The following is a 22532-nucleotide window of genomic DNA, read 5'->3' as shown; positions in this document are numbered from 1 at the left end:
GTTTGTTCTTATCCTTTTCGTTTAAAATAACCTAATAGCTTTCGTACATAACTTTCGTCAACTCTAGTGTTGATAGTTCCTGCACCACTCTTGGTAAAAGTGGTTTCAAAATAATTAGACAAACGTAAAGCATTTGTCTTGTAATGAGTTCTAACAGATTTAGAACTAGTGTTAACTAGCTGTGTTTTTCCTGTTTCAGCATCTATCATAGGAACCATTCCTAAATTAGGAATTTCTTCATCATGTTTGTCATATACACGAATACCAGTAACATCATGTTTATTACCAACAATTTTTAGTGTACGCTCGTAATTATCATCCATAAAGTCAGAAAGCATAAAAACAATTGCTTTCTTTTTCATGATGTTGGATAAAAATTTGAGAGCTTCACTAATATTGGTTTGTCTACTTTTTGGTTGAAATTCAATAAGCTCACGAATAATTCGTAATACGTGACTTTTTCCTTTTTTAGGAGGAATGTATAGTTCAACTTGATCAGAGAACAGGATTAAACCAACTTTATCGTTGTTTTGAATTGCAGAAAAGGCTAGTGTTGCGGCAATTTCTGTTACGGTATCTTTTTTAAATTGTTCAGAAGTACCAAAAAATTCAGAGCCAGAAATATCGACTACCAACATCATGGTAAGCTCACGCTCTTCCTCAAAAACTTTTACATAGGGTTCGTTATAGCGAGCAGTTACATTCCAGTCAATTGCTCTAATATCATCTCCGTATTGATATTGACGTACTTCAGAGAAAGTCATACCTCTACCTTTAAAGGTAGAGTGGTATTCTCCTCCAAAAATATGATTAGACAACCTACGTGTCTTTATTTCTATTTTTCGAACTTTTTTTAGTAACTCTTTTGTATCCATGTTTTCAATTGTCAGTTAACAGTTATCAATAATCAGTAAAGTATTTTTGGCTGATAATTGCTCATTGATAATTGATTAAGGCACTTGTACTTCGTTAATAATAGAGTTAATAATATCTATTGAAGTAATATTTTCAGCTTCAGCTTCGTAAGTAATACCAATTCTATGACGTAACACATCGTTTACGACTGCTCGAACATCTTCAGGAATCACATATCCTCTTCGTTTAATAAAGGCGTAGCATTTTGCAGCTTTAGCCAATGCAATACTACCACGTGGAGAAGATCCAAAGCTAATAAGAGGTTTTAATTTTTCTAAATTATATTTTTCAGGGTAACGAGTTGCGAAAATAATATCCAAGATATATTTTTCTATTTTTTCATCCATATAAACTTCGTTAACTACATTACGAGCTTTAATGATTTGTTCTATTGAAATTACAGGATTTACTTTTTGAAAGCCACCGTTTAAGTTTTGACGCATAATAAGTTGCTCGTCTTGTAATTTTGGATAATCAATTACAGTTTTTAGCATAAAACGGTCTACTTGTGCCTCAGGAAGTGGGTATGTTCCTTCTTGTTCTACCGGGTTTTGAGTAGCCATTACCAAGAATGGTTCATCCAATTTAAAAGTTTCATCTCCAATGGTAATTTGACGCTCTTGCATAGCTTCTAGTAAGGCAGACTGTACTTTAGCAGGAGCACGGTTAATCTCATCGGCTAGTACAAAATTGGCGAAAATTGGTCCTTTTTTAATAGAAAAATCGTTTTCTTTTACATTGTATATCATAGTACCTACTACATCGGCAGGTAATAAATCTGGAGTAAATTGAACGCGACTAAAACTTCCGTCAACAGCTTTAGAAAGTGTGTTAATAGCTAAGGTTTTTGCTAAACCAGGTACACCTTCTAATAAAATATGTCCATTTCCTAAAAGACCGATGAGTAATCGTTCAATCATGTATTTCTGACCTACAATTACTTTGTTCATTTCTGTAGTTAACAAGTCTACAAAAGCACTTTCTCTTTCTATTTTTTCATTGATGGCTCTTACGTCTATATCCATAGTAATTGAAATAAATTAGAATTTTTATGAAACAAAGCTACAATAATAGTGTTTTTTTAGTTGTTAAAAGTTGGTTAAACCTTGTATTTACAAGCTAAAAGGTGTGGTTCTTTAAAGTTAAGTTTTTGACTATGTGCTTTATGTGTTTGAAAATAAGTTGTTTATAATTTGTTTTTATGAATAAAAAAAATGAAATTTAACTTCTACTAACTTTAAACTTAAATTTTATGAAGAAAATGTCTTTTAGCAAAACGTTGCTAATTAACGCACTTATTTTTCTGTTTTCTGGTTTTGTTTACGGGCAAACAATAAAAGGAAAAATTGTGGATGTAAATGGAGAAAGTATTCCTTTTGCAAATATTATAGAGAAAGGAACAACAAATGGTACCACTTCTAAAGAGAATGGTGAATTTAGTTTAAATATAAAAAAACTACCAGCAGTAGTAACAATATCTTCATTGGGGTTTGTTACAGTAGAAAGAAATATTGCAGATACGAATACTTTTTTACAGGTAACACTACGAGAAGATTCTGATGTTTTAGAAGAAGTAGTGATTTCGGGGTTAGCAACTACAACGAAAAGATCTAATTTAGCGAACACAGTTTCGACAATTTCAGCTGCTGAATTAACACAAGTCACATCACAATCGGGTTTTGATAGTGCATTATCAGGAAAGTTCACTGGAGCAGAGATAAAAGCGAATTCAGGGGCTCCAGGGGGAGGAATTTCTATGAGATTAAGAGGTGTTACTTCTATTTTTGGAGATCAACAACCGTTATTTGTGGTAGATGGTGTGTATGTTGACAACTCATCAATTTCTTCTGGAAATAACATTGTAAGTGAAGCTGCTGGAGGTGGTAATCCTTCATCAAATCAGGATGACGCTTCTAATAGGATTGCAGATATTGACCCTGAAGATATAGAGACTGTAGAAATACTGAAAGGTGCCTCAGCGGCAGCTCTCTACGGATCAAGAGCGGCAGGAGGTGTTGTTATTATTACAACAAAAAGAGGTAAAGAAGGTAAACCTAGAGTATCCTTTTCACAAACTGTAGGTTTGAGAAGTCCAACAAGGTTATTAGGTTTAAGAGACTGGGATGATTCAGAAGTTGTTGCTTTAGGAGGACCAGCGAATGCAAAACTAAGAGACTATGAAGCAGAGCTATTTGATCATACTAGAATTTCTACAACAACAAGGTTTACAACATCAGGAGGTTCAGAAAGAAGCGATTACTTTTTTGGAGTAACTTATAAAGATGAACCTGGATTAGTTGAAAATACAGGCTATGAAAAAGCAGCGGCTCGTTTAAATATAGGTCAAAAATTTACAGATTGGTTAGATTTATATGTCACGTCAAATTATATAAGCTCTCAAGCAGATAGAGGTTTTTTTAATAACGGTAATGCCAATAGAACTATAGGGTACGCCCTAGCTTTTACTTATCCATGGGAAAACTTATCTCCTACAGATGGAGTCTATCCTTTTGGAGGTGCTGGTTCAAATGTATTAGAAACAATAGCACTAACTACTAATAGAGAAAACGTAAATAGGTTTATTGGTAGTGCTAAGTCTAATATCAAAATTCTTAACGGAGAAAAAAATAGACTCAAGTTGGTGCTTGAAGCGGGGTTTGATCAGTACACACTTCGTACAACAAGTATTTTCCCTAGAGAATTAACTTATTTTAGAGATAGATCTACTTTAAAAGGAGCTTCAATATCTGGAACGACGAGAAATACTAATTATAACTTATCTGCCTTTTTAGTTCATAATTTAAGTTTAAATAATGGGTTACAGTTCACAACTCAAACAGGAACCTTTTTTCAAGATTTTGACCGTAACACTGTTATTAGTGTAGGAACAGGTTTCAACACCTCATTAACAAGTTTATCGTTGGCGGAAAATTTATCGTCTCAGCAAGTTGTTAGGCTTCAGAGAGATACAGGGTTTTTTGTGCAGGAAGAAATAAATTATGACGATAAAATAATTGGTACTATTGGTATTAGAGGAGATAAGTCAACCAATAATGGTATTTCAGATAAGATGTATTATTACCCTAAAGCAAACTTAGCAATTAATTTACATAAGTTTAGTTTTTGGGATATAAAAGAAATTACTAGTTTAAAACCTAGGATTGCCTATGGAGAAGCAGGAAGATTCCCTAACTTTAATGATCAATTTACTTTGGCTGCACCACAATTTATAGGAGGTGTCTCTGGTTTTGCTCCTGGAACTTTTAAAGGAGACCCTACCATAGGGCCAGAACGTCAAAAAGAATTAGAATATGGATTAGATTTAGGTCTGTTTGATAATAGGTTTACATTAGAAGCTACGGTATACAACAAAAAAATAAGCGATCTACTTATTCAAGAAAATTTTCCAACATCATCTGGTTTTACAAGAAAAATTAAAAATGGAGGAGAGCTTGAGAATACAGGTATAGAATTAGGTTTAAATGCGAACTTTATTGAAAAAGAAGATTTTTCTTGGAATGCAAACTTTAAATGGTGGAAAAACAAATCTAAAATTAATAAGTTAGACGTTCCTGCCTTTACAGAAGGAGGTTTTGCGGCTTTCTTAGGAACTTTTTTAATACAAGAGGGTAAGAGTGCTACGCAAATTGTAGGGACTTATCCTAGCGGACTTACTCCAGAAGAAATAGCTGTAATTGATCCTGATGGAGATGGATTTGCTGTTTATGGTAATGCAGAACCAGATTTTCAAATGTCATGGCAAAACAACATACGTTATAAAAACTTCGATTTATCATTTTTATGGCACTGGAAAAAAGGAGGAGACGGTATTAATTTAACAACTTTTTTATATGATAATGCTGGAACTACATGGGATTTTGATGATACTGATTTAGACCCAACAGGTACGCTTACCAATGGGCCTTATAGACTGGGGCAGATAGGAATAGGAAATACAGCACCATTAGTAGAAGATGCGGGTTATCTTCGGTTAAGAGAAGTAGGTCTTTTTTATACATTTGATGAAGGAGTGTTTAAAGGAGTAGAAAAAGTTAAAGTAGGGATATCTGGTAGAAACTTAATCAATATTTTTGATTATAATAGTTATGATCCTGAAGCATCGAACTTTGGAAATAATGTATTAGCTAATAATGTTGAGGTTACTCCTTATCCTGCATCTAAATTTGTTAATTTTCATCTAAAAGTTAACTTTTAATCTCCTAAAATAAATTATCATGAAAAATATATTCTATAAATTAATATTAATCGTTTTTATTCCTTTTATTCAAAGTTGTGAATTAGAGGAGTTGCCTAATCAAAATGCTCCTACATTAGACTCTTATGTAGATGGAGCATCTGCGGCCGATGTAGAAGCTTTGGCTGTAGGTTTGGAAGCTGTAATGAGAAATGATTTAGACTTTCATTATGAAACGGTAGCTTATTTAGCAAGAGAGTACTATGATTTGTCTAAAGCAGACCCAAGATATACAGGAGAGATTTTAAAAGGACCTTTAGATAATAACGGATTTTTAACAACCCGTTCTTTTGCGGCTTGGTATAGAATTGTTAAAGCAGCAAATGTTTTAATTACCGCTGTAGAAAACTCAAATGCAGGGTTTTCTGAGGAAGAAAAAAACTCTTATTATGGGTATGCTAAGACAATAAAGGCATACGCTCTTTTAATGGCAGCAAACAGGCAATATACAAATGGAATTAGATTAGATGTAGAAGATCCAGATAACCTAGGCCCTTTTGTAGGGTATGATGAAGCTTTAGTTGCAATAAAAAATTTATTAAATGAAGCTAAAAGCGATTTAGAAGCTTCTTCTAGTAATTTTCTATTTCTTTTTAGCTCAGGGTATAATGATTTAAAGCCTATGGATCCATCAGATTCAAGTAAGAAGCTACCTCTCTTACCAAGCGGTTTTTTAAAGTTTAATAGGGCAATTGCTGCACGGGTTGCACTATATCAAAATAATATGTCAGAAGTGTTGTCAATGTTGAATGATTCTTTTTTAGATTTAAATGGCACTATGTCATTTGGGGTATCTCATATTTTTGGATTGACAGGTAATGATATTAAGAATGACTTATTTTATGTATTACAAACAGGGAATAATTTTGTAATTCATAATTCGTGGATTACAGATGCAGAATCTGGAGATAATCGTGTTTCTAGTAAGTCTATACAGTTAAGTGAACCTGCCTCTTTTGATGGGCTTACAGGGACGCATCAAATCTCTGTGTATAAAAGCAATACAGATCCTGTGTATCTTGTCAGGAATGAAGAACTGATTTTAATGTATGCTGAAGCTAATATAGGTACAAACAATGCAGAGGCTATTACTGCTATCAATATTGTTAGAAATGCTGCTGGTTTGCTAGATTACTCTGGAGGTACTTCAGATAGCGAGTTAGTAGAAGAAGTTTTAAAACAAAGAAGATACTCTTTACTAGGGGAGGGACATCGATGGATTGATTTAAGGCGTTTAAATAGATTGAATTCGACCTATATCCCACTAGATAGATCAGGAGATAATATTATTGATGCCTTTCCAACACCATTTAGTGAGAATGCTAATTAACAATATAGTTTGTTTTTAATTGTGATATTTGATAATGAAAAGGCACCTTATTAAGGTGTCTTTTTTTATAAGCTATTTCTTCATTTATAAAAAATAATAAATAGGATGTAAATTCAATCACCAAAAAAGTTATGTATTTATATCCAACTATTTTATAAAAAGTGTTCGTGTGATGGATTAAAATAGTAGTAAAAGATAACAAATGTTTTTAAAAGAAATTAGGATGAAGAAATTCTAAATATATGATAGTTTTAAGAAGGTTGAATTTTTATTGAAATACATAGGTTTCTTATTGGTTTTAATGAATATTCTTTTTTTTCTTAATGTGTTGTGAATGATTTATTTATATATATTCTTGTTGCGAGTTGTAAATATTAGTATGTTTATAGTAAATTAACTTTTTTAACATAAAAAAATAAAATAAATACAGTTATGAAGCAAAAAATAAAACTACTTGTTTGTGTTTTATTGATGTCGGTTACATCAATAATTGGTCAAACGATAAAAGGAAAAATTACAGATACTAATGGAATAGGTTTGCCTTTTGTAAACGTAATAGAAAAAGGAACTACTAATGGTATAACTACTGATGATAATGGAGAATATTTTTTAAAAGTAAGTAAATTACCTGCTACTGTTATAGTTTCTTCAGTGGGCTTTAGAACGAAAGAATTAATAGTTACAGATGATTCTTATCTTACAATTGTAATTGAAGAATCAAGTGAGTCTTTAGAAGAGGTAGTAATTGTAGGTTCTCGTAATAAAGGAAGGGTCGCAATAGATTCTCCCGTGGCTATTGATGTGTTAGATGTTTCCAAACTAACAGAGTCAGCACCACAAGTTACAGTGACAGAAATTTTAAATTATGCAGCTCCCTCTTTTAACTCTAATCCTCAATCAATTTCAGATGGTACAGATCATATTGCGCCAGCAGCATTAAGAGGATTAGGTCCAGATCAAGTGTTAGTGTTAATTAATGGGAAGAGGCGTCACAAAACAGCTTTAGTAAATGTAAATGGTACTTTTGGTAGAGGTTCAGTGGGTACAGATATGACAACAATTCCTTCAATGGCTATTGAAAGAATAGAAATTCTTAGAGATGGTGCTGCCGCTCAATACGGTTCTGATGCTATTGCAGGAATCATAAATATTGTCCTAAAAAAATCTACAAATAAGTTAGAAGTTAACCTAACAACAGGTGCTAATTTTACAAGTGAAAGTAGTCCAGAAAGAGAGATAGACGGAGAAAAATTAAACTTGGGATTAAATTATGGGGTGCCAATTGGTAAAGATGGTGGGTTTATAAATTTTACTGGAAACTTTGATTTTAGAGGATGGACTAATAGAATGCAAGAATGGGAAGGTTCAATATTTAATGCATATAACTCTATTGAAAGAGTTGCAGCTGCAGATGGGTATAATGTTTCAAATCTATTAGATGATGATTTAGATGATATTTTTAATTATGCTGGTGATGCGGGTATTACATTAAGTGGTACTGAAACAAAAGAAGAGTTGCGAACAATTCTAGGAGCTGATGTTACTGAAGCAGAATTGTTAGCTCGTGGCTTAAAAAGAAGTGATTTTAATATGAGAGTTGGGCAATCTAAGGTAAGAGGAGCGCAATTTTTTGCGAACATGGAAATCCCGTTAGGAAATGAAACGTTTATTTATGGTAATGCTGGCTTAAGTTATAAAAATGGTAATGCGGCAGGTTTTTATAGGTTGCCAAATCAATCTAGAGCATACACTCCAGCATATATGAATGGATTCTTACCAGAAATAAATTCTAACATTCAAGACAAATCGTATGCGGTTGGAATAAAAGGAAAGTTAGGTGATTGGAATGTAGATTTTTCAAATACATTTGGTAGAAATGAATTTAACTATTTGATAAGCAATTCAAGTAATGCATCTTTAGGTAATTCAACGCCTTTTGAAGCGAATTCAGGTGGGTTTTATTCATGTGAAAACACAACAAATATTGATCTTAGTAAGTTTTACGAAGACGTAATGTCTGGTTTAAATATAGCTTTTGGTGCTGAATATCGTTTAGAAAATTATGGTATCGTAGCAGGAGAGGAAGCATCCTACGCGCAATACAATACATTAGGTAATGTACATGATCCGACAGACCCTAACTCAATGGTTCCTGAAGATTTTTTTGGTAACTCAAGACCAGGGGGTATTCAAGTGTTTCCCGGATTTAAACCAGAAAATGAAGTAAACTCATTTAGAAATTCTATAGCTGGTTACATAGATGTAGAAGCAGATGTTACAGAGTCTTTTTTATTAAGTGGAGCTGTACGTTATGAGAATTTCTCAGATTTTGGAGGTACTTTAAATGTAAAAGTAGCATCTAGGGTAAAAGCTTCTAAAAACTTTAATTTAAGAGCTAGTTTACAAACAGGGTTTAGAGCACCATCACTACATCAAATATCTTATAGTTCAACCAGTACCTTGTTTGTAGATGGTATACCAAATGAAGTTGGGGTGTTTTCAAACACTTCGAGAGTTGCAAGGATTTTAGGAATAGGTAAATTAAAAGAAGAAACTTCTTTTGGATTTTCGGCAGGATTTACAGCAAAAGTGCCAAGTGCAAACTTAAAGTTTACAGTTGATGGATATATAATAAATATTGATGACAGAGTAATATTAACAGGAAGTTTTGATGATAATGGAGACGCTGAGTTAGAAAGATTGTTCCAACAAGCAAATGCTACACAAGCAGCATTTTTTGCAAATGCTGTAGATACTCAAACAAAAGGAGTAGATATTGTTGTAGATCACAAAGCAGATCTTTCTGATAAGATGAAGTTAACTAATACTTTAGCATTTACATTTTCGAAAACGAATGTAGAAGGAGTGAATATTCCAACTGCTATAGAAAACGCTGGATTGTCTGATGTTTATTTTGACCCAACAAGTAGAATTTATTTAGAGTCCGCAGTTCCTACAACAAAAGGGAATTTATCACATAATTTAAGTGTTAATGATAAATGGAATATCTTTTTAAGAAACAGTTATTTTGGAGAAGTTGAAGAAGCAACTAATAATGACAGTCCTAATGTAGATACAACATTTGGAGGAAAAGTATTAACAGACATTTCTTTTGGGTATAATTTTAATAAGACTCTAAGTTTAACATTAGGAGCAAATAATTTATTTGATGTTTATCCAGATGAGAACGATCCTGCTTTTAGGTCTAGTGGACGTTTTATCTACTCAAGACGTTCTGTACAGTTCGGAACTAATGGTAGGCATTTGTTTGCTAGATTACGTTTTGTATTAGATTAATACTAGGATAAACCATAAAAAAAGCACCTTTTCGAGGTGTTTTTTTATGAGTTATATTTTTTTAAAACTAACTTATCATTCTCAAAAACAGCATAGGTATAATACTGAATCCAATCACCAGTGTTAAGGTAAACACTGTTGTCTTTAAGTTGAATTTCTAGAGGAAGATGCCTGTGTCCAAAAACAAAATAATCGTGGTGTTTAGTTTCTAGTTTGCGCTTACAATACTGTACTAACCACTCATTATCTTCACCTAAAAATTTAGCATCTTCATCACCAGAAATCAGTTTGTTTTTTACGGACATATATTGTCCTAATCGCACACCTAAATCTGGATGCAACCAACGAAACATCCATTGAAATAGCGGAAATGTAAACACTTTTTTCATGCGTTTATATCCTTTATCCCCAGGGCCTAATCCATCACCATGACCAATTAAAAACAATTTATCGTTGATTTTAAATTCTTGAGGAGAATGATACACAGGAATATTTAATTCTTTTTCAAAATAATCACGCATCCATAAGTCGTGGTTCCCAACAAAAAAGTAAATCGGGATACCACTATCTTTTAGTTCAGCAAGTTTACCTAAAACGCGAACAAAGCCTTTAGGAACGACAGTTTTATATTCAAACCAAAAATCGAATAAATCACCTAAAATAAAGATAGCCTCAGCATCTTTTTTAACTTCGTTTAACCATGCAACAAATTTTTGTTCACGAGGAAAACTAGCTTCAGATGTTGGAGCTCCTAAATGTTGATCGGAAGCAAAATAAACTTTTTTATTTTCAGAAGTGTTGATTGAAATCAAATTGTAAATTTTGGTAAAAATAAGTATTTTACTTAGAGTTAGCACAAACAAATTTTGGCTACATTTGTTTAAGAACTTACATGAATCCACATATATGAATCCGTTTGACGACATCTACTTTATGAAAAAAGCCTTACAAGAAGCGGAGATAGCTTTTGATAAAGGAGAAGTTCCTGTGGGAGCGGTCATTGTTTTTAATAACCAGATTATAGCGAGAGCACATAACTTAACGGAGTTATTAAACGATGTTACAGCACATGCCGAAATGCAAGCTTTTACTGCAGCAGCAGACTTTTTAGGTGGAAAATATTTAAAGGACTGTACCTTGTATGTTACATTAGAACCTTGCCAAATGTGTGCAGGAGCGAGTTACTGGACGCAGATAGGGAAGATAGTGTATGGAGCAAGCGAGCCTAAATTAGGATTTTCTGTGTTGCAAACTAAATTGCATCCAAAAACTAAAGTAGTTTCAGGGGTTTTAGAGGAGGAATGTGGATTTTTACTGAAGAAATTTTTTATTGAAAAACGGAACTTAAATTGACGATAATCATTCCGAACTTGTTTCGGAATTTCATTATGAGAAGTTGAAATTAAGTTTAACTAAAGAACTTAAAATAATGTTTGTTGTTTTGCTCCGCTTTCGTGCTCCAATAGCCATTTTTTACGCCAAACACCGCCTGCATACCCTGTTAACGAGCCATCAGAACCTACAACTCTGTGACACGGAATAACGATCCAAATAGGGTTTTTACCGTTAGCAGAAGCTACAGCACGAATTGCTTTTACATCACCTAATTGTTTGGTTTGTTCTAAGTAGGTTCTAGTTCTTCCAAAAGGAATGTTTAATAATTCATTCCAAACCGATTGTTGAAAGCTTGTTCCTTGTGGATTCAATTGTAGATCAAAATCTGTTCTTTTTCCAGCAAAATACTCATCCAATTGCATAACACAATTTTGTAAACATGATGGAGTCTTTTTATGAAAGCTAATTGTAGGCAAAGCATTTTCATCCAATACTGAAATCGACTGGACTCCGTTTTCATCACCTTCAATTTTGGCAATCCCGATAGGAGTTTTATAATATGTGGTTTGTAAGTTAGACACCAAAAACGTCTTTAGAGTTCTGTGTTGTAATTTCCGAAATTTCATCGAAAGTCAATCCATAAATATCTACTAACTTATCCACAACATTAGTAATGTAGCTGCTTTCATTACGTTTTCCTCGGTATGGAGTAGGTGCTAAGTATGGCGAATCGGTTTCTAAGACAATGTGTTTAATGTCTATTTGGTTTAAAAACTTGTCAATTTTTCCATTTTTAAATGTCGCTACACCACCAATTCCTAATTTCATATTGTAGGAAATTGCTTTTTCAGCTTGCTCTAAAGTTCCTGTAAAACAGTGAAAAATTCCATATAAATCATCTCCTTTTTCAGTTTCTAGTACTTCAAAAATCTCATCAAAAGCATCACGACAATGGATAACAATCGGTAGTTTTTTCTCTTTTGCCCACTGAATTTGAGTACGAAAAGCTTCTTGTTGTTGTGGTAAAAATGATTTATCCCAATACAAATCGATACCAATTTCACCAATCGCATAAAAATCACGTTGGTCTAACCATTCTTTTACATGAACTAATTCTTCTTGATAGTTTTCTTTTACTGAAGTTGGATGTAACCCCATCATTAAAAACACATCTTTCGGATAGTTTTTTTCCAAGTCAAACATACGTTCAGTATAAGAACTATCAATCGCAGGAATAAAGAAACGAGAAACTCCAGCTTCTTTAGCACGTTGTATCATTTCATTTCTGTCTTCGTCAAACTGACTTGAATATAAGTGGGTATGTGTATCTGTAATCATTTATTGCCGTATCTTTACGAGACAAAAGTACAAGAAATGGCAAGTTTGAAAAAAGTATTACGAAAAAAGAAATACATTAAAATAAAACTCAAAAAAATGATTACAAATCATTTAGAGTTAGATGCGGAGATAAATGGTGTTAAAGGAAGGTTTATTTTAGATACAGGCGCTTCTAATTCGTGTGTTGGATTAGATTTAATAGAGCGTTTCAAGCTTATTTCTGAAGAAAGTGAAGTAAAAGCTGCAGGAGCAGGAGCGACGGATATGGAAACACATAAGTCAGGAAATAATTCTCTTAAAATAGGAAAGTGGAAAGCGAATGAGTGTGATTTAGTATTGTTTGACTTAACACATGTAAATACAGCTTTAAAACAACACGATGCTGATGAGGTAGACGGAATTATAGGGGCAGATATTTTAGAGGAAGGAAAAGCCTTTATTGATTATAACAAGAAGGCATTGTATTTAAAGAAGCTTAAAAAGAAAAAAGTAAGGAAATTAAAAGTTCCTTTCTAATGTTGTGGCTCTATGTATAAATTTTTATAATGTAAATAGATTCAATACTAGAATGAAAACTATAAAGATATTTTGAATATTTTTATAATAAAATACTGTGATAGCTATGAAAAGAAATAAATTGTTTTTTAACTATTTTGTTTTAGTTTGGGTAATATTTGGTTTGCTTATTTATGTGTGGGAGCTTTCTTCCCTTATCTATAATAAGCAGTATGATGAGTTTTTTACTTATCAGAGATTAAAAACAACATTTTTGCCTTTGTCAATTATTGTTTTATATATTGTTACTTTCTTTAAAAAAAATAAAAACGAAGAATCTAATTAAGAAGTCACTAGGTCTAAGAAATGTGGTTTGGATGTAATGAGGAAAAACAACATTTTTAGTAAAATAATGTTATTCATAAATTATATCAAACTTATATACAGGGTTGTCGCTATCATATTCAAAAACTCTAGCATAATCCATAACGTTAGCTATTTCTTCGAGTTTACATAGTTGTGAAACTACAGCGCATAAACCATTAAATAACCTCTCTTTATCGGTCGGATTTTGAGGTTTTGGATTATAATGACATAAAGGAACAGTAAAACCGCATGCTTCTAAAAACACCCTCTCAATCTGTAGTAATTCAAGTGGAGTGTAACCATTAAATTTTCTACCTAAATTTTGATGAACCCTACCCACATAGCTTAGTTGCAATGAGCCATGATCATTCGTGAGATGTTTCCAACTATCTCGATTGTCTAATATATTTCCAACCGCACATGCTGAGCAACATTCAGGGTTCAATTCATCGTTGTGAAAAGCATTATAAAGCTTTATAAGTGCTTGTTCTAATCGTTTAGGTATTTCCATAATCAAAAAGGATTTACTCCCTTAAATATACAAAATATTGGTTGTACCTTTGCATCAAATTATTGTTAATGACGACTTTTCAAGATTTAGAATTATCAAATCCACTAAGAAATTCAATTGAAGAATTAGGTTTCGTAAATCCAACACCTATTCAAGAACAAGCATTTCCTGTAATTCGTTCAGGAAAAGATGTGGTAGGGATTGCACAAACAGGTACAGGTAAAACTTTTGGGTACTTACTCCCAATATTACGTGATTTAAAGTTTTCAAAACAACAACACCCAAGGGTGATGATATTAGTACCTACACGAGAATTAGTGGTTCAGGTGGTAGAAGAGATAGAAAAGCTAGCTAAATACATCACTTTACGAACTGTAGGTGTATATGGCGGAGTTAATTTAAATCGCCATAATGAAGCAGTAATGCAAGGAGCTGACATTATTGTTGCCACACCAGGACGTTTGTACGATTTAGCGTTAAGTAACGTATTAAAATTAAAGTCTATTCAAAAATTAGTCATTGATGAAGTAGATGTAATGCTTGATTTAGGTTTTCGTTTTCAGTTGTTAAACATCTTTGATTTATTACCTCAAAGACGTCAAAACATCATGTTTTCAGCAACTATGACTGAGGATGTTGAAGCATTAATTGATGATTTTTTTATTGCTCCACATAAAATAGCAATTGCAGTAAGTGGAACACCATTAGATAACATTCAGCAAATAAGCTATGATGTTCCTAATTTTTATACAAAAGTCAACTTATTAAACTATTTATTATTTGATAAATCAGAGTTTAGTAAAGTGTTGGTGTTTGCACCTAATAAAAGAAATGCAGACAGACTATTTGATTGTGTAGTCGAAGAATATCCATCACAAGCCTGTGTAATTCATTCAAATAAAACACAAAACTACCGTTTGCGCTCTATAGAACAATTCAACAAAGGAGAAAAACGAATCTTAATAGCTACCGATGTAATTGCACGTGGATTAGATTTAGAAGAAGTAACACATGTAATCAATTTTGATGTGCCACACTTCCCCGAAAACTATATGCACAGAATTGGTCGTACAGGTCGTGCAGAAAGAGAAGGAAAAGCAATTTTATTCGCTACGGAAAAAGAGCAGGAAGCAAAACAACGAATTGAGGAATTGATGGATTACACAATTCCAAAGGAAGAAATTCCAGAACAAGTTGAAATAACCAAGCAATTAACGGAAGAAGAACGTCCGAAAGAAGAAAGAGAAGTAAATAAAAACAGAACTTCTCAAGAATACATTCCAGGTCCCGCTTTTCACGAGAAAAAGGAAAAGAATAAAAAAACAAACCAAGGAGGTTCTTATAGAAGAGAGCTTGCCAAGAAGTACAAAAAGCCAAAAACAAGAGGAGATAAAAATTATAACAAACGCAATAAGAAACGTAAATAATGCAAGAACTTACTAAGCAAGAACTTCACAATTTAGGAATGAATATTGTGGGTAAAAAACTGCAAGAAATGGGATATGAATTTGTTGCAATAAATAGCGAGTTGAAAAAGCATCCACAGTTTGTGTTGTTTAAAAAAGGAGAGCCTACCATTTTTGTATTAGTAAAAACTACGAACAATATACAGTCACCCCAAGAATATGATGTATTGTGGATGGAAACTTTTAAAAAACACGCAGAAAAACAAAATGCAAAGGTTTGGTATGCAGGTATAGGAATAGCAAATGCTGAAAGTGTAGATTTACCTGTGTTTAAAGATAAACCTTATTATGTTGCTTTTGATGATTTTATAAAGATCTCATAAAAAATCAAAACATTTTTTTAACCTGTTAAAAAATAGGTTTTTAATAGGTTGAAAAGGGCGAAAAACCTATTAGCCATCAAGTAGTTGTATGTTAATTTTACCTAAGGGAAATTAATAAAATATCTAAAAAATGAAAAGACAACTACTAATCAAAAAAGGAAAAAGATTTATGAAAACTATTATGGCATTTTTATCAGATTTAGGTAATGGTGCTAGTTATGCAATTAATAATTAAGGTTTAAATAGTTAGAATCTAAAAAACACTCGTTTTATGATGTAAACGAGTGTTTTTTTATACATAAATAGTAACTTTACAGTGTGGAGAATCTGTTAAACGAAATAAAAAACTGTAAGATTTGTGAGAAATATATAGAACCCAATCCTGTAGTTCTTGCTAGTAAAAAATCCAAAATCATTATTGTAGGTCAAGCACCTGGAACCAAAGTACATCAGTCTGGGATTCCTTGGGATGATGCTAGTGGAAAACAGCTTAGGAAATGGTTGGGTGTTACTGATAAGAAGTTTTATGATACCAATAACTTTGGAATAATACCTATGGGTTTCTGTTATCCAGGAAAAGGAAAATCAGGAGATTTACCACCAAGAAAAGAATGCGCTCCACAGTGGCATCAACCTTTATTAAAAGAAATATCAGAAGTTAAGCTGATTATTTTAATAGGAATGTATGCTCAAAACTATTATTTGAAAGAGAAAGCAAAACGTACACTTACAGAAACAGTAAATACTTTTGGAGAATACTTACCTAAGTATTTTGTATTACCCCATCCATCACCAAGAAATCGATTTTGGTTGACCAAAAACCCATGGTTTGAAAAAGAAGTTTTACCTATGTTAAAAAACACGGTAAAAAAGCTGATATAGTGATTTTAATACTAAAAGAAAGTTAAATACATGCATTGATAAATTTGTATTTTTGCAATGTATGATAGAAACAAGAGAAGCCATATCAGAAAAAGCGGTTTTAATAGGTATTATAACCCAGCATCAAGATGAAAAACAATCAGAAGAATATTTAGATGAGCTAGAGTTTTTAACACTTACAGCAGGAGGAGTAGCTGTAAAAAGGTTTGTTCAAAAATTAGATAAACCCCATCCAAAAACTTTTATTGGAACAGGTAAACTAGAAGATGTAAAAGCGTATATAGATTCCAATGATATTGGAACAGCTATTTTTGATGATGAGCTGTCACCTGCGCAACTTAGAAATGTTGAACGTTTTTTAGATTGTAAAATTTTAGATAGAACCAACTTAATACTTGATATTTTTGCAAGTAGAGCACAAACAAGCTCAGCAAAAGCTCAAGTAGAATTAGCACAATACCAATATTTATTACCTCGATTAACCAGAATGTGGACACACCTTGACAAGCAAAAAGGAGGTATTGGTATGCGTGGTCCTGGAGAAACAGAAATAGAAACTGACCGACGTATTATTCGAGATAAAATTTCGTTGCTAAAAAAGAAATTAGTAACTATTGACAAGCAAATGTCTATACAACGAAAAAATCGTGGAAAAATGGTGCGTGTTGCTTTGGTAGGATATACCAATGTTGGTAAATCTACCTTGATGAATGTTGTTAGTAAAAGTGAGGTTTTTGCAGAGAATAAACTGTTTGCAACATTAGATACTACAGTTAGAAAGGTGGTAATAAAAAATATTCCTTTTTTAATGACAGACACCGTTGGGTTCATTAGAAAATTACCAACACAATTAGTAGAGTCGTTCAAGTCTACTTTAGATGAAGTTCGTGAAGCAGATTTATTATTACATGTCGTAGATATTTCACATCCAAACTTTGAAGATCATATAGCTTCTGTAAATAAAATTTTAGATGAAATAGATAGTAAAGATAAGCCGACAGTTATGGTATTTAATAAAATAGACGCTTATACTCATGAAACTATTGATGAAGATGATTTGATAACAGAAAAAACAAAAGAACATTATACATTAGAGGACTGGAAAAAAACCTGGATGAATGACTTAGAAACGGAAAGTATTTTTATTTCAGCTTTAAATAAAGATAATTTAGAAAATTTTAAAGAGAAAGTATATGAGGAGGTAAAGAAAATACATATTCAACGTTTTCCATATAATGATTTTCTATATCAAGAATATTAGTTTACAGTAAAAAAACGCAAACATAACTTAAAAAGGACTTAAATAATTAAAACTTTAAGTTCTTTTTTGTTATATTTATAATCCCTAATGTTGCTTTTTATATGTTTTATAAAGCATTGTAAATTATATTTTTAACCATTTTATCCCCCTGAAAATGAAAAATAATAAAACTTCACAAACAATATTTAGACGATTCTATTCATATTTATTAACTAACAATAAATTAAAAGCCTTAACGTAATTAATTTTATTAGTATAATGCCATACCTAGTAATTATAATCTTTACTTACAAAGTATGTATAGTTAAATGAAGTGTTTACTCTTTTGAGTTATCATGTATTAACCTGAATAGATCATGATGAAAAAAATAATCCCCCTTTTATTATTGTATTTCAGTATGCAAGCTGTTAGTGCGCAAGAGAAATGTACATCTGAAAGTATTCATTCAGTAGATGTAAATATAGTTCACAAGTGTTTAGCAGAAAAGAAAGTAGAAAGCAATAATACAGAAGCTTCAGTTATAGTAACTACTGTTCCTAGTAGAAGGCACGTAAGAAAACGTATTTATTTTGAGAAAGTAATTAGTTTTGCAGAAGGTATTGAAGCAAAAAGTTTAAAGAGAATAAATACATTAAATGAGCTAGCTGAATGTAGTTTAGGAAATGTTTATCCTATTATAAAAGAAACAACAAAAAAATCAATTTCTTTTGATGTAGTTGAAGAAATTCCTGCATTCTTGTCATGCAAAGAATCATTAAAAGAAAAAGAAGATTGCTTTAATTATAAAATGCAAGACCATATAATGACCACCTTAGTTTATCCAGAAGAAGCTATAGAAAAAGGGTTAGAAGGAGAAGTTTTAGTGAGTTTTGTTATAAATGAAATGGGTAAGGTGACTGAGGTTAAGACAGAAGGAATTAATGTGCCTAAAATATTAAAAAAAGAAGCAAAAAGAATTGTACTACTATTGCCTGATTTTATTCCAGGAAAACAACAAAGCAAAAATGCTAGAGTGTTATATCGCTTTCCTATGATTTTTAGTTTAAACAGTTCTGATTATTAGAGTGTTAAAATAGTTTATTTTATGTAAAAAAAAGAATACCTTTGCATGCCAAATTTTCATGAGTAACAAGTGTAATTGTTTGATTGGAAAAATGTTAAACCTTTAAGGCATGAGAAAAATTATTTTATTAATTACGTTAGTTTGCTTTTATGTAACCAATGTAATGTCGCAACGAGAAGTATGTGAGACGCCAGAAGAGTCTTTAGTAGATTTAAATAGTATAACAAAATGTACTATTGCTCCAAAAGACAAAAAAAATAAAGGAACAAGACAAATCTCTGTAAAAGTATCTGCCAATAGAAGGTATTTAAAAAAGAGAGAAATTTCGAAAAAGAAAGTAGTTTCAAATGCTACAAATTTGTCAGGAGCAGGAACGGCAGCAATAAAAAGTACAACTTCGCAAACAGAGTTAAGTAAACCTTTAACTTTTAAAAGTAACCTTGAAAACTTAACAAGTAAATTATCAGCAGAAGAAGTACGAAAAGCAGAAAAGTTCTCTACTGTAGACAAAATACCTCTGTTTACTGCATGTAAAAAAGCAAAAAAGAACGAAAGGTTAGATTGCTTTAATATGGAAATGGTAAAACACATTCAAAAACATTTTAGATATCCTAGTCAAGCAGTAAAAGAATCTATACAAGGAGAAGTTTGGGTGCGTTTTATTATTGATAAAAATGGTCAGGTTAAGAATATTAAAACTTTAGGACCTAAAAATGGAGAATTATTAAATAATGAAGCTGTTCGAGTGGTATCTCAATTGCCACAATTTATTCCAGCAAAAAAATCAGGAGGAGAAACATCTGTAAAATATGGTTTCCCAATCATGTTCGCTCTTGATGAATAACATAAGTAACTCAATACAAAAATAATTAAAATAAACAATATGTTTAAAAAACTACTAACCATGTTTTTGGTAATTTGTAGTGTGTCAATATATGCGCAAACTACAATAAACGGAAAGGTTTACGATGAATATTTAGAGCCGTTTTCCAATGCAGTAGTGCTAATAGGAAGTGATAGAACTACTTCGAGTTCTGATGGAACTTTCATATTAGCTACAAAATCAAATTACCCTTTTATAATTCAAGTTTCAGCTTTCGGCTACAAAACAGAATTAATTGAAGTAACTTCTAAAGAGCAAGAAATAAATATAATTTTAAAAGAAAATACAGCATTAGATGAAGTTGTAATCTCTGCATCTCGATCTCCAGAACGAGTTATTGAATCGCCAGTAACTATTGAAAGAATAGGTATAAATGATATAAAAAAGAATACTTCTGTAACCTATTATGATGGAATGGCAAACTTAAAAGGAATAGACCTTAGAGAAAGTGGTTATGGTTTCAAGTCAATTAATACAAGAGGTTTTTCTTCATTTGAAAATACACGTTTTGTACAGTTGGTTGATGGAATGGATACTGCGGTTCCTGCATTAACTTTCTCTATGGGGAATTTAGCAGGTACGTCTGATTTAGATGTAGAAAGCGTTGAAGTCTTACCAGGTGCAGCATCTGCTTTATATGGAGCAAATGCATTTAATGGAATTATGCTTCTTAAAAGCAAGAACCCGTTTAAACATTCAGGAATTAGCACTTATTTTAAAACAGGATTCACATCACAAGATGCGGCAGGAAATAATCCTTTTTATGATTTTGGTATTCGTATGGCCTATAAATTTAATGAGAAGATAGCAGGTAAGGTTAATTTAACCTATTATAAGTCAGAAGAATGGCATGCGAATAATACAGGGAACTCTACAGGAATAGGTGGAGTTGCTATTGGAGGAGATAGAACTTTACCTGGATATGACGGTATAAACGTGTATGGAGACGAAGTAGGAGCTACTTTAAAACAAATTGCAACTGAGGCAAGTAAAACAAACCCTTTAATTACCCCGGCAATCATAAACAGTTTACCTGATGAAAAAATAACAAGAACAGGTTATGATGAATCAAGTTTAGTAGATTATGACTCAAATGGTTTAAAGTTTGATGCTTCTTTGCATTACCGTCCTTGGGAGAATGAAAATTTAGAAATTATTTGGAATTCAAGATTTGCAAGAGGAAAAAATATTTATCAAGGAGCTAATAGATATGTTCAAGACGGATTTTCGTTTGAGCAACATAGATTAGAGTTCTTAGGAAAGAACTTTTTCTTAAGAGGATACTATTCAGCAAATGATTCAGGAGACTATTTTGATTCTCGTTTTAAAGCAATTAATATTAACAGGGCTTGGAAGAGTGATAAAGATTGGTTTGGAGATTACCTAAATGCTTATCTAACACAAGGAAGGAGCCATGGAAAAGCTAGAGACTTTGCTAATATAGGACGTTTTGAACCTGGTTCAGTAGAGTTTAATGCAGCGGCTAATGATGTAGCTTCTAAAACAGTTCCTGAAGGAGGAGCGAAATTAACAGACCAAACGTCATATTACCATGCAGATGGTAACTATAATTTCCGTGATATAATTAAGTTTGGTGAAATCCAAATTGGTGGTTCATATAGAAAAATTAATTTAAATTCTCAAGGTTCTGTTTTTACAGACGCAAATTCTAAAATTTCTTTTGATGAATTTGGTGTTTATACTCAGTTACAGAAGAAGTTTTTAGAAGAAAGACTGAAGTTTACAGGTTCGATTCGTTATGATAAATCGACAAACTTTAAAGGTAATTATTCTCCAAGGGTGTCTTTAAATTATGCCTTAGGTGAAAATAAAGATCATGTAATTAGAGCCTCTTATCAAACAGGATTTAGAAACCCAACATTACAAGAGCAGTACTTTGGACTTCCAATTGGTACAGGTCATTTAATAGGAGGAGTTGATGAAAACTTAGATCGTTACATTGTTAATATTGGAGGAGGTAATACCTTAACAGGTAGAGATGCTTTTGAAAATTCATTCTCAAGAGCTGAATTAGACAGAGGAAACCTTGTAAAATCTCAGTTAACCACAATCAAACCCGAGAAGGTAATTTCATATGAATTAGGGTATAGAAGTATTGTTAATTTAAGCTCCAATAAAATTTTAGAATTAGATGTAAATGGGTATTATAACAATTATGAATCTTTTACAGCAATTAAAGATGTTCTTGTTCCTCATTATGGAGGGTTTAATGCAGATGGAACTCCAAATGCTCAAGCCTTATTAGCGCTTCAAAATAATGATGTAACAGCTTTCTCAGTAAACACAAACTCTAAGGCAGATGTTACCTCGTATGGTGTAGGTGTAGGAATGTCAACTAAGGTTTTTAAAGGCTTTGATTTAGGTTTGAGCTATAACTATGCAAAATTTGATTTTGAAAAAACTTCTGATCCAGATTTTGAGCCGGCATTTAACACACCGGAACATAAGGTTAAAGTTCAATTTGGTCATCCAAATTTATTTAAAAACTTTGGGTTTAATATAAATGCCCGTTGGCAAGATGAATACTATTGGCAATCTTCTTTTTTACAGGGATTAGTAGATGCTAGAACAGTAATAGATGCTCAAATAAATTATACAGTACCAGCAATTAAATCAAGATTTAAAATAGGTGGTACAAACCTTACTGGTAAGGAGTATTTTATAGCTCCTGGGGCTGGAGCAATAGGTTCTTTATATTACATTTCTTGGACAATTAATGACTAGAAATAGTTTAAATTATAAAATAAAAAAGAGGCGTGAATTTGTTCACGCCTCTTTTTTATTTTATAG

General features: G+C 32.2%; 18 protein-coding genes. 12 read left to right on the top strand and 6 right to left on the bottom strand.

The window, feature by feature from the left end; translation table 11 throughout:
- Positions 1–8 precede the first annotated feature (8 nt).
- Positions 9–875: a DUF58 domain-containing protein gene (locus tag D6200_RS09615; RefSeq protein ID WP_047788274.1), complete on the bottom strand. Its 867-nt coding sequence runs from the start codon at positions 873–875 to the stop codon at positions 9–11.
- Positions 876–950: 75 nt separating this feature from the next.
- Positions 951–1940 (bottom strand): AAA family ATPase, encoded by a 990-nt coding sequence (locus tag D6200_RS09610; RefSeq protein WP_047788275.1) that lies wholly within the window; start codon positions 1938–1940, stop codon positions 951–953.
- Between the two features lie 227 nt (positions 1941–2167).
- Here D6200_RS09610 and D6200_RS09605 point away from each other — a divergent pair, with 227 nt between their 5' ends.
- The 3 genes from D6200_RS09605 (at position 2168) to D6200_RS09595 (ending at position 9797) form a co-directional block, all read left to right on the top strand.
- Positions 2168–5131 carry a SusC/RagA family TonB-linked outer membrane protein gene (locus tag D6200_RS09605; protein WP_073182503.1) on the top strand — a complete coding sequence of 988 codons (2964 nt, stop codon included), beginning with the start codon at positions 2168–2170 and terminating at the stop codon, positions 5129–5131.
- 19 nt (positions 5132–5150) lie between these two features.
- Complete coding sequence (locus D6200_RS09600; protein WP_073182504.1) at positions 5151–6500, top strand: RagB/SusD family nutrient uptake outer membrane protein; 1350 nt, start codon at positions 5151–5153, stop codon at positions 6498–6500.
- Positions 6501–6932: 432 nt separating this feature from the next.
- The gene (locus D6200_RS09595) at positions 6933–9797 is read left to right on the top strand and encodes a TonB-dependent receptor (RefSeq protein ID WP_073182505.1); all 2865 of its coding nucleotides are present in this window, start codon (positions 6933–6935) and stop codon (positions 9795–9797) included.
- 44 nt (positions 9798–9841) lie between these two features.
- On the opposite strand, the gene D6200_RS09590 is transcribed toward D6200_RS09595, so the two are convergent.
- Positions 9842–10600 (bottom strand): UDP-2,3-diacylglucosamine diphosphatase, encoded by a 759-nt coding sequence (locus tag D6200_RS09590; RefSeq protein ID WP_125064458.1) that lies wholly within the window; start codon positions 10598–10600, stop codon positions 9842–9844.
- 103 nt (positions 10601–10703) lie between these two features.
- Here D6200_RS09590 and D6200_RS09585 point away from each other — a divergent pair, with 103 nt between their 5' ends.
- Positions 10704–11150 (top strand): nucleoside deaminase, encoded by a 447-nt coding sequence (locus D6200_RS09585; RefSeq protein ID WP_047788279.1) that lies wholly within the window; start codon positions 10704–10706, stop codon positions 11148–11150.
- A 68-nt stretch (positions 11151–11218) separates the two neighbouring features.
- Here the strand turns inward: D6200_RS09585 and D6200_RS09580 are convergent, their stop codons facing one another.
- Together D6200_RS09580 and D6200_RS09575 are read right to left on the bottom strand one after the other, a co-directional pair.
- Positions 11219–11713: a methylated-DNA--[protein]-cysteine S-methyltransferase gene (locus D6200_RS09580; protein ID WP_240627172.1), complete on the bottom strand. Its 495-nt coding sequence runs from the start codon at positions 11711–11713 to the stop codon at positions 11219–11221.
- Positions 11706–12470 carry a TatD family hydrolase gene (locus D6200_RS09575; RefSeq protein WP_073182507.1) on the bottom strand — a complete coding sequence of 255 codons (765 nt, stop codon included), beginning with the start codon at positions 12468–12470 and terminating at the stop codon, positions 11706–11708. Before D6200_RS09575 ends, D6200_RS09580 begins: the two co-directional genes overlap by 8 nt.
- Positions 12471–12506: 36 nt before the next feature.
- Between D6200_RS09575 and D6200_RS09570 the strand changes: the two genes are divergently transcribed.
- Positions 12507–12986 carry a retropepsin-like aspartic protease gene (locus D6200_RS09570; protein WP_073182508.1) on the top strand — a complete coding sequence of 160 codons (480 nt, stop codon included), beginning with the start codon at positions 12507–12509 and terminating at the stop codon, positions 12984–12986.
- A gap of 394 nt (positions 12987–13380) precedes the next feature.
- Here D6200_RS09570 and D6200_RS09565 read toward each other — a convergent pair whose 3' ends face one another.
- Positions 13381–13842, bottom strand: a complete 462-nt coding sequence (locus tag D6200_RS09565) for a Na(+)-translocating NADH-quinone reductase subunit F (RefSeq protein WP_073182509.1) — start codon at positions 13840–13842, stop codon at positions 13381–13383.
- A 68-nt stretch (positions 13843–13910) separates the two neighbouring features.
- On the opposite strand from D6200_RS09565, the gene D6200_RS09560 reads away from it, so the two are divergent.
- From D6200_RS09560 to D6200_RS09530, 7 genes are all read left to right on the top strand, one after another.
- A complete protein-coding gene (locus D6200_RS09560) occupies positions 13911–15269 on the top strand; it encodes a DEAD/DEAH box helicase (RefSeq protein ID WP_073182510.1) in 1359 nt (452 codons plus the stop codon).
- On the top strand, positions 15269–15631 hold the full coding sequence (locus D6200_RS09555; RefSeq protein WP_073182511.1) for a Na(+)-translocating NADH-quinone reductase subunit F: 363 nt from the start codon (positions 15269–15271) through the stop codon (positions 15629–15631). The genes D6200_RS09560 and D6200_RS09555 overlap by 1 nt, the downstream gene beginning before the upstream one ends.
- 318 nt (positions 15632–15949) lie before the next feature.
- Positions 15950–16513, top strand: coding sequence for a uracil-DNA glycosylase family protein (locus D6200_RS09550; RefSeq protein WP_073182512.1), 564 nt, complete (start codon positions 15950–15952; stop codon positions 16511–16513).
- Between the two features lie 61 nt (positions 16514–16574).
- On the top strand, positions 16575–17774 hold the full coding sequence (hflX, locus tag D6200_RS09545; protein ID WP_047788288.1) for a GTPase HflX: 1200 nt from the start codon (positions 16575–16577) through the stop codon (positions 17772–17774).
- Positions 17775–18130: 356 nt separating this feature from the next.
- Positions 18131–18838 (top strand): energy transducer TonB, encoded by a 708-nt coding sequence (locus D6200_RS09540; RefSeq protein WP_083574790.1) that lies wholly within the window; start codon positions 18131–18133, stop codon positions 18836–18838.
- A gap of 109 nt (positions 18839–18947) precedes the next feature.
- On the top strand, positions 18948–19682 hold the full coding sequence (locus D6200_RS09535) for an energy transducer TonB (protein ID WP_053056633.1): 735 nt from the start codon (positions 18948–18950) through the stop codon (positions 19680–19682).
- A gap of 39 nt (positions 19683–19721) precedes the next feature.
- Positions 19722–22466, top strand: coding sequence for a TonB-dependent receptor (locus D6200_RS09530; RefSeq protein ID WP_073182514.1), 2745 nt, complete (start codon positions 19722–19724; stop codon positions 22464–22466).
- The last annotated feature ends 66 nt before the right edge of the window (positions 22467–22532 follow it).

It is taken from the genome of Tenacibaculum mesophilum, from assembly GCF_003867075.1.
Taxonomy (GTDB): domain Bacteria; phylum Bacteroidota; class Bacteroidia; order Flavobacteriales; family Flavobacteriaceae; genus Polaribacter; species Polaribacter mesophilus.
This window is presented reverse-complemented; position numbering and strand designations above follow the sequence as displayed.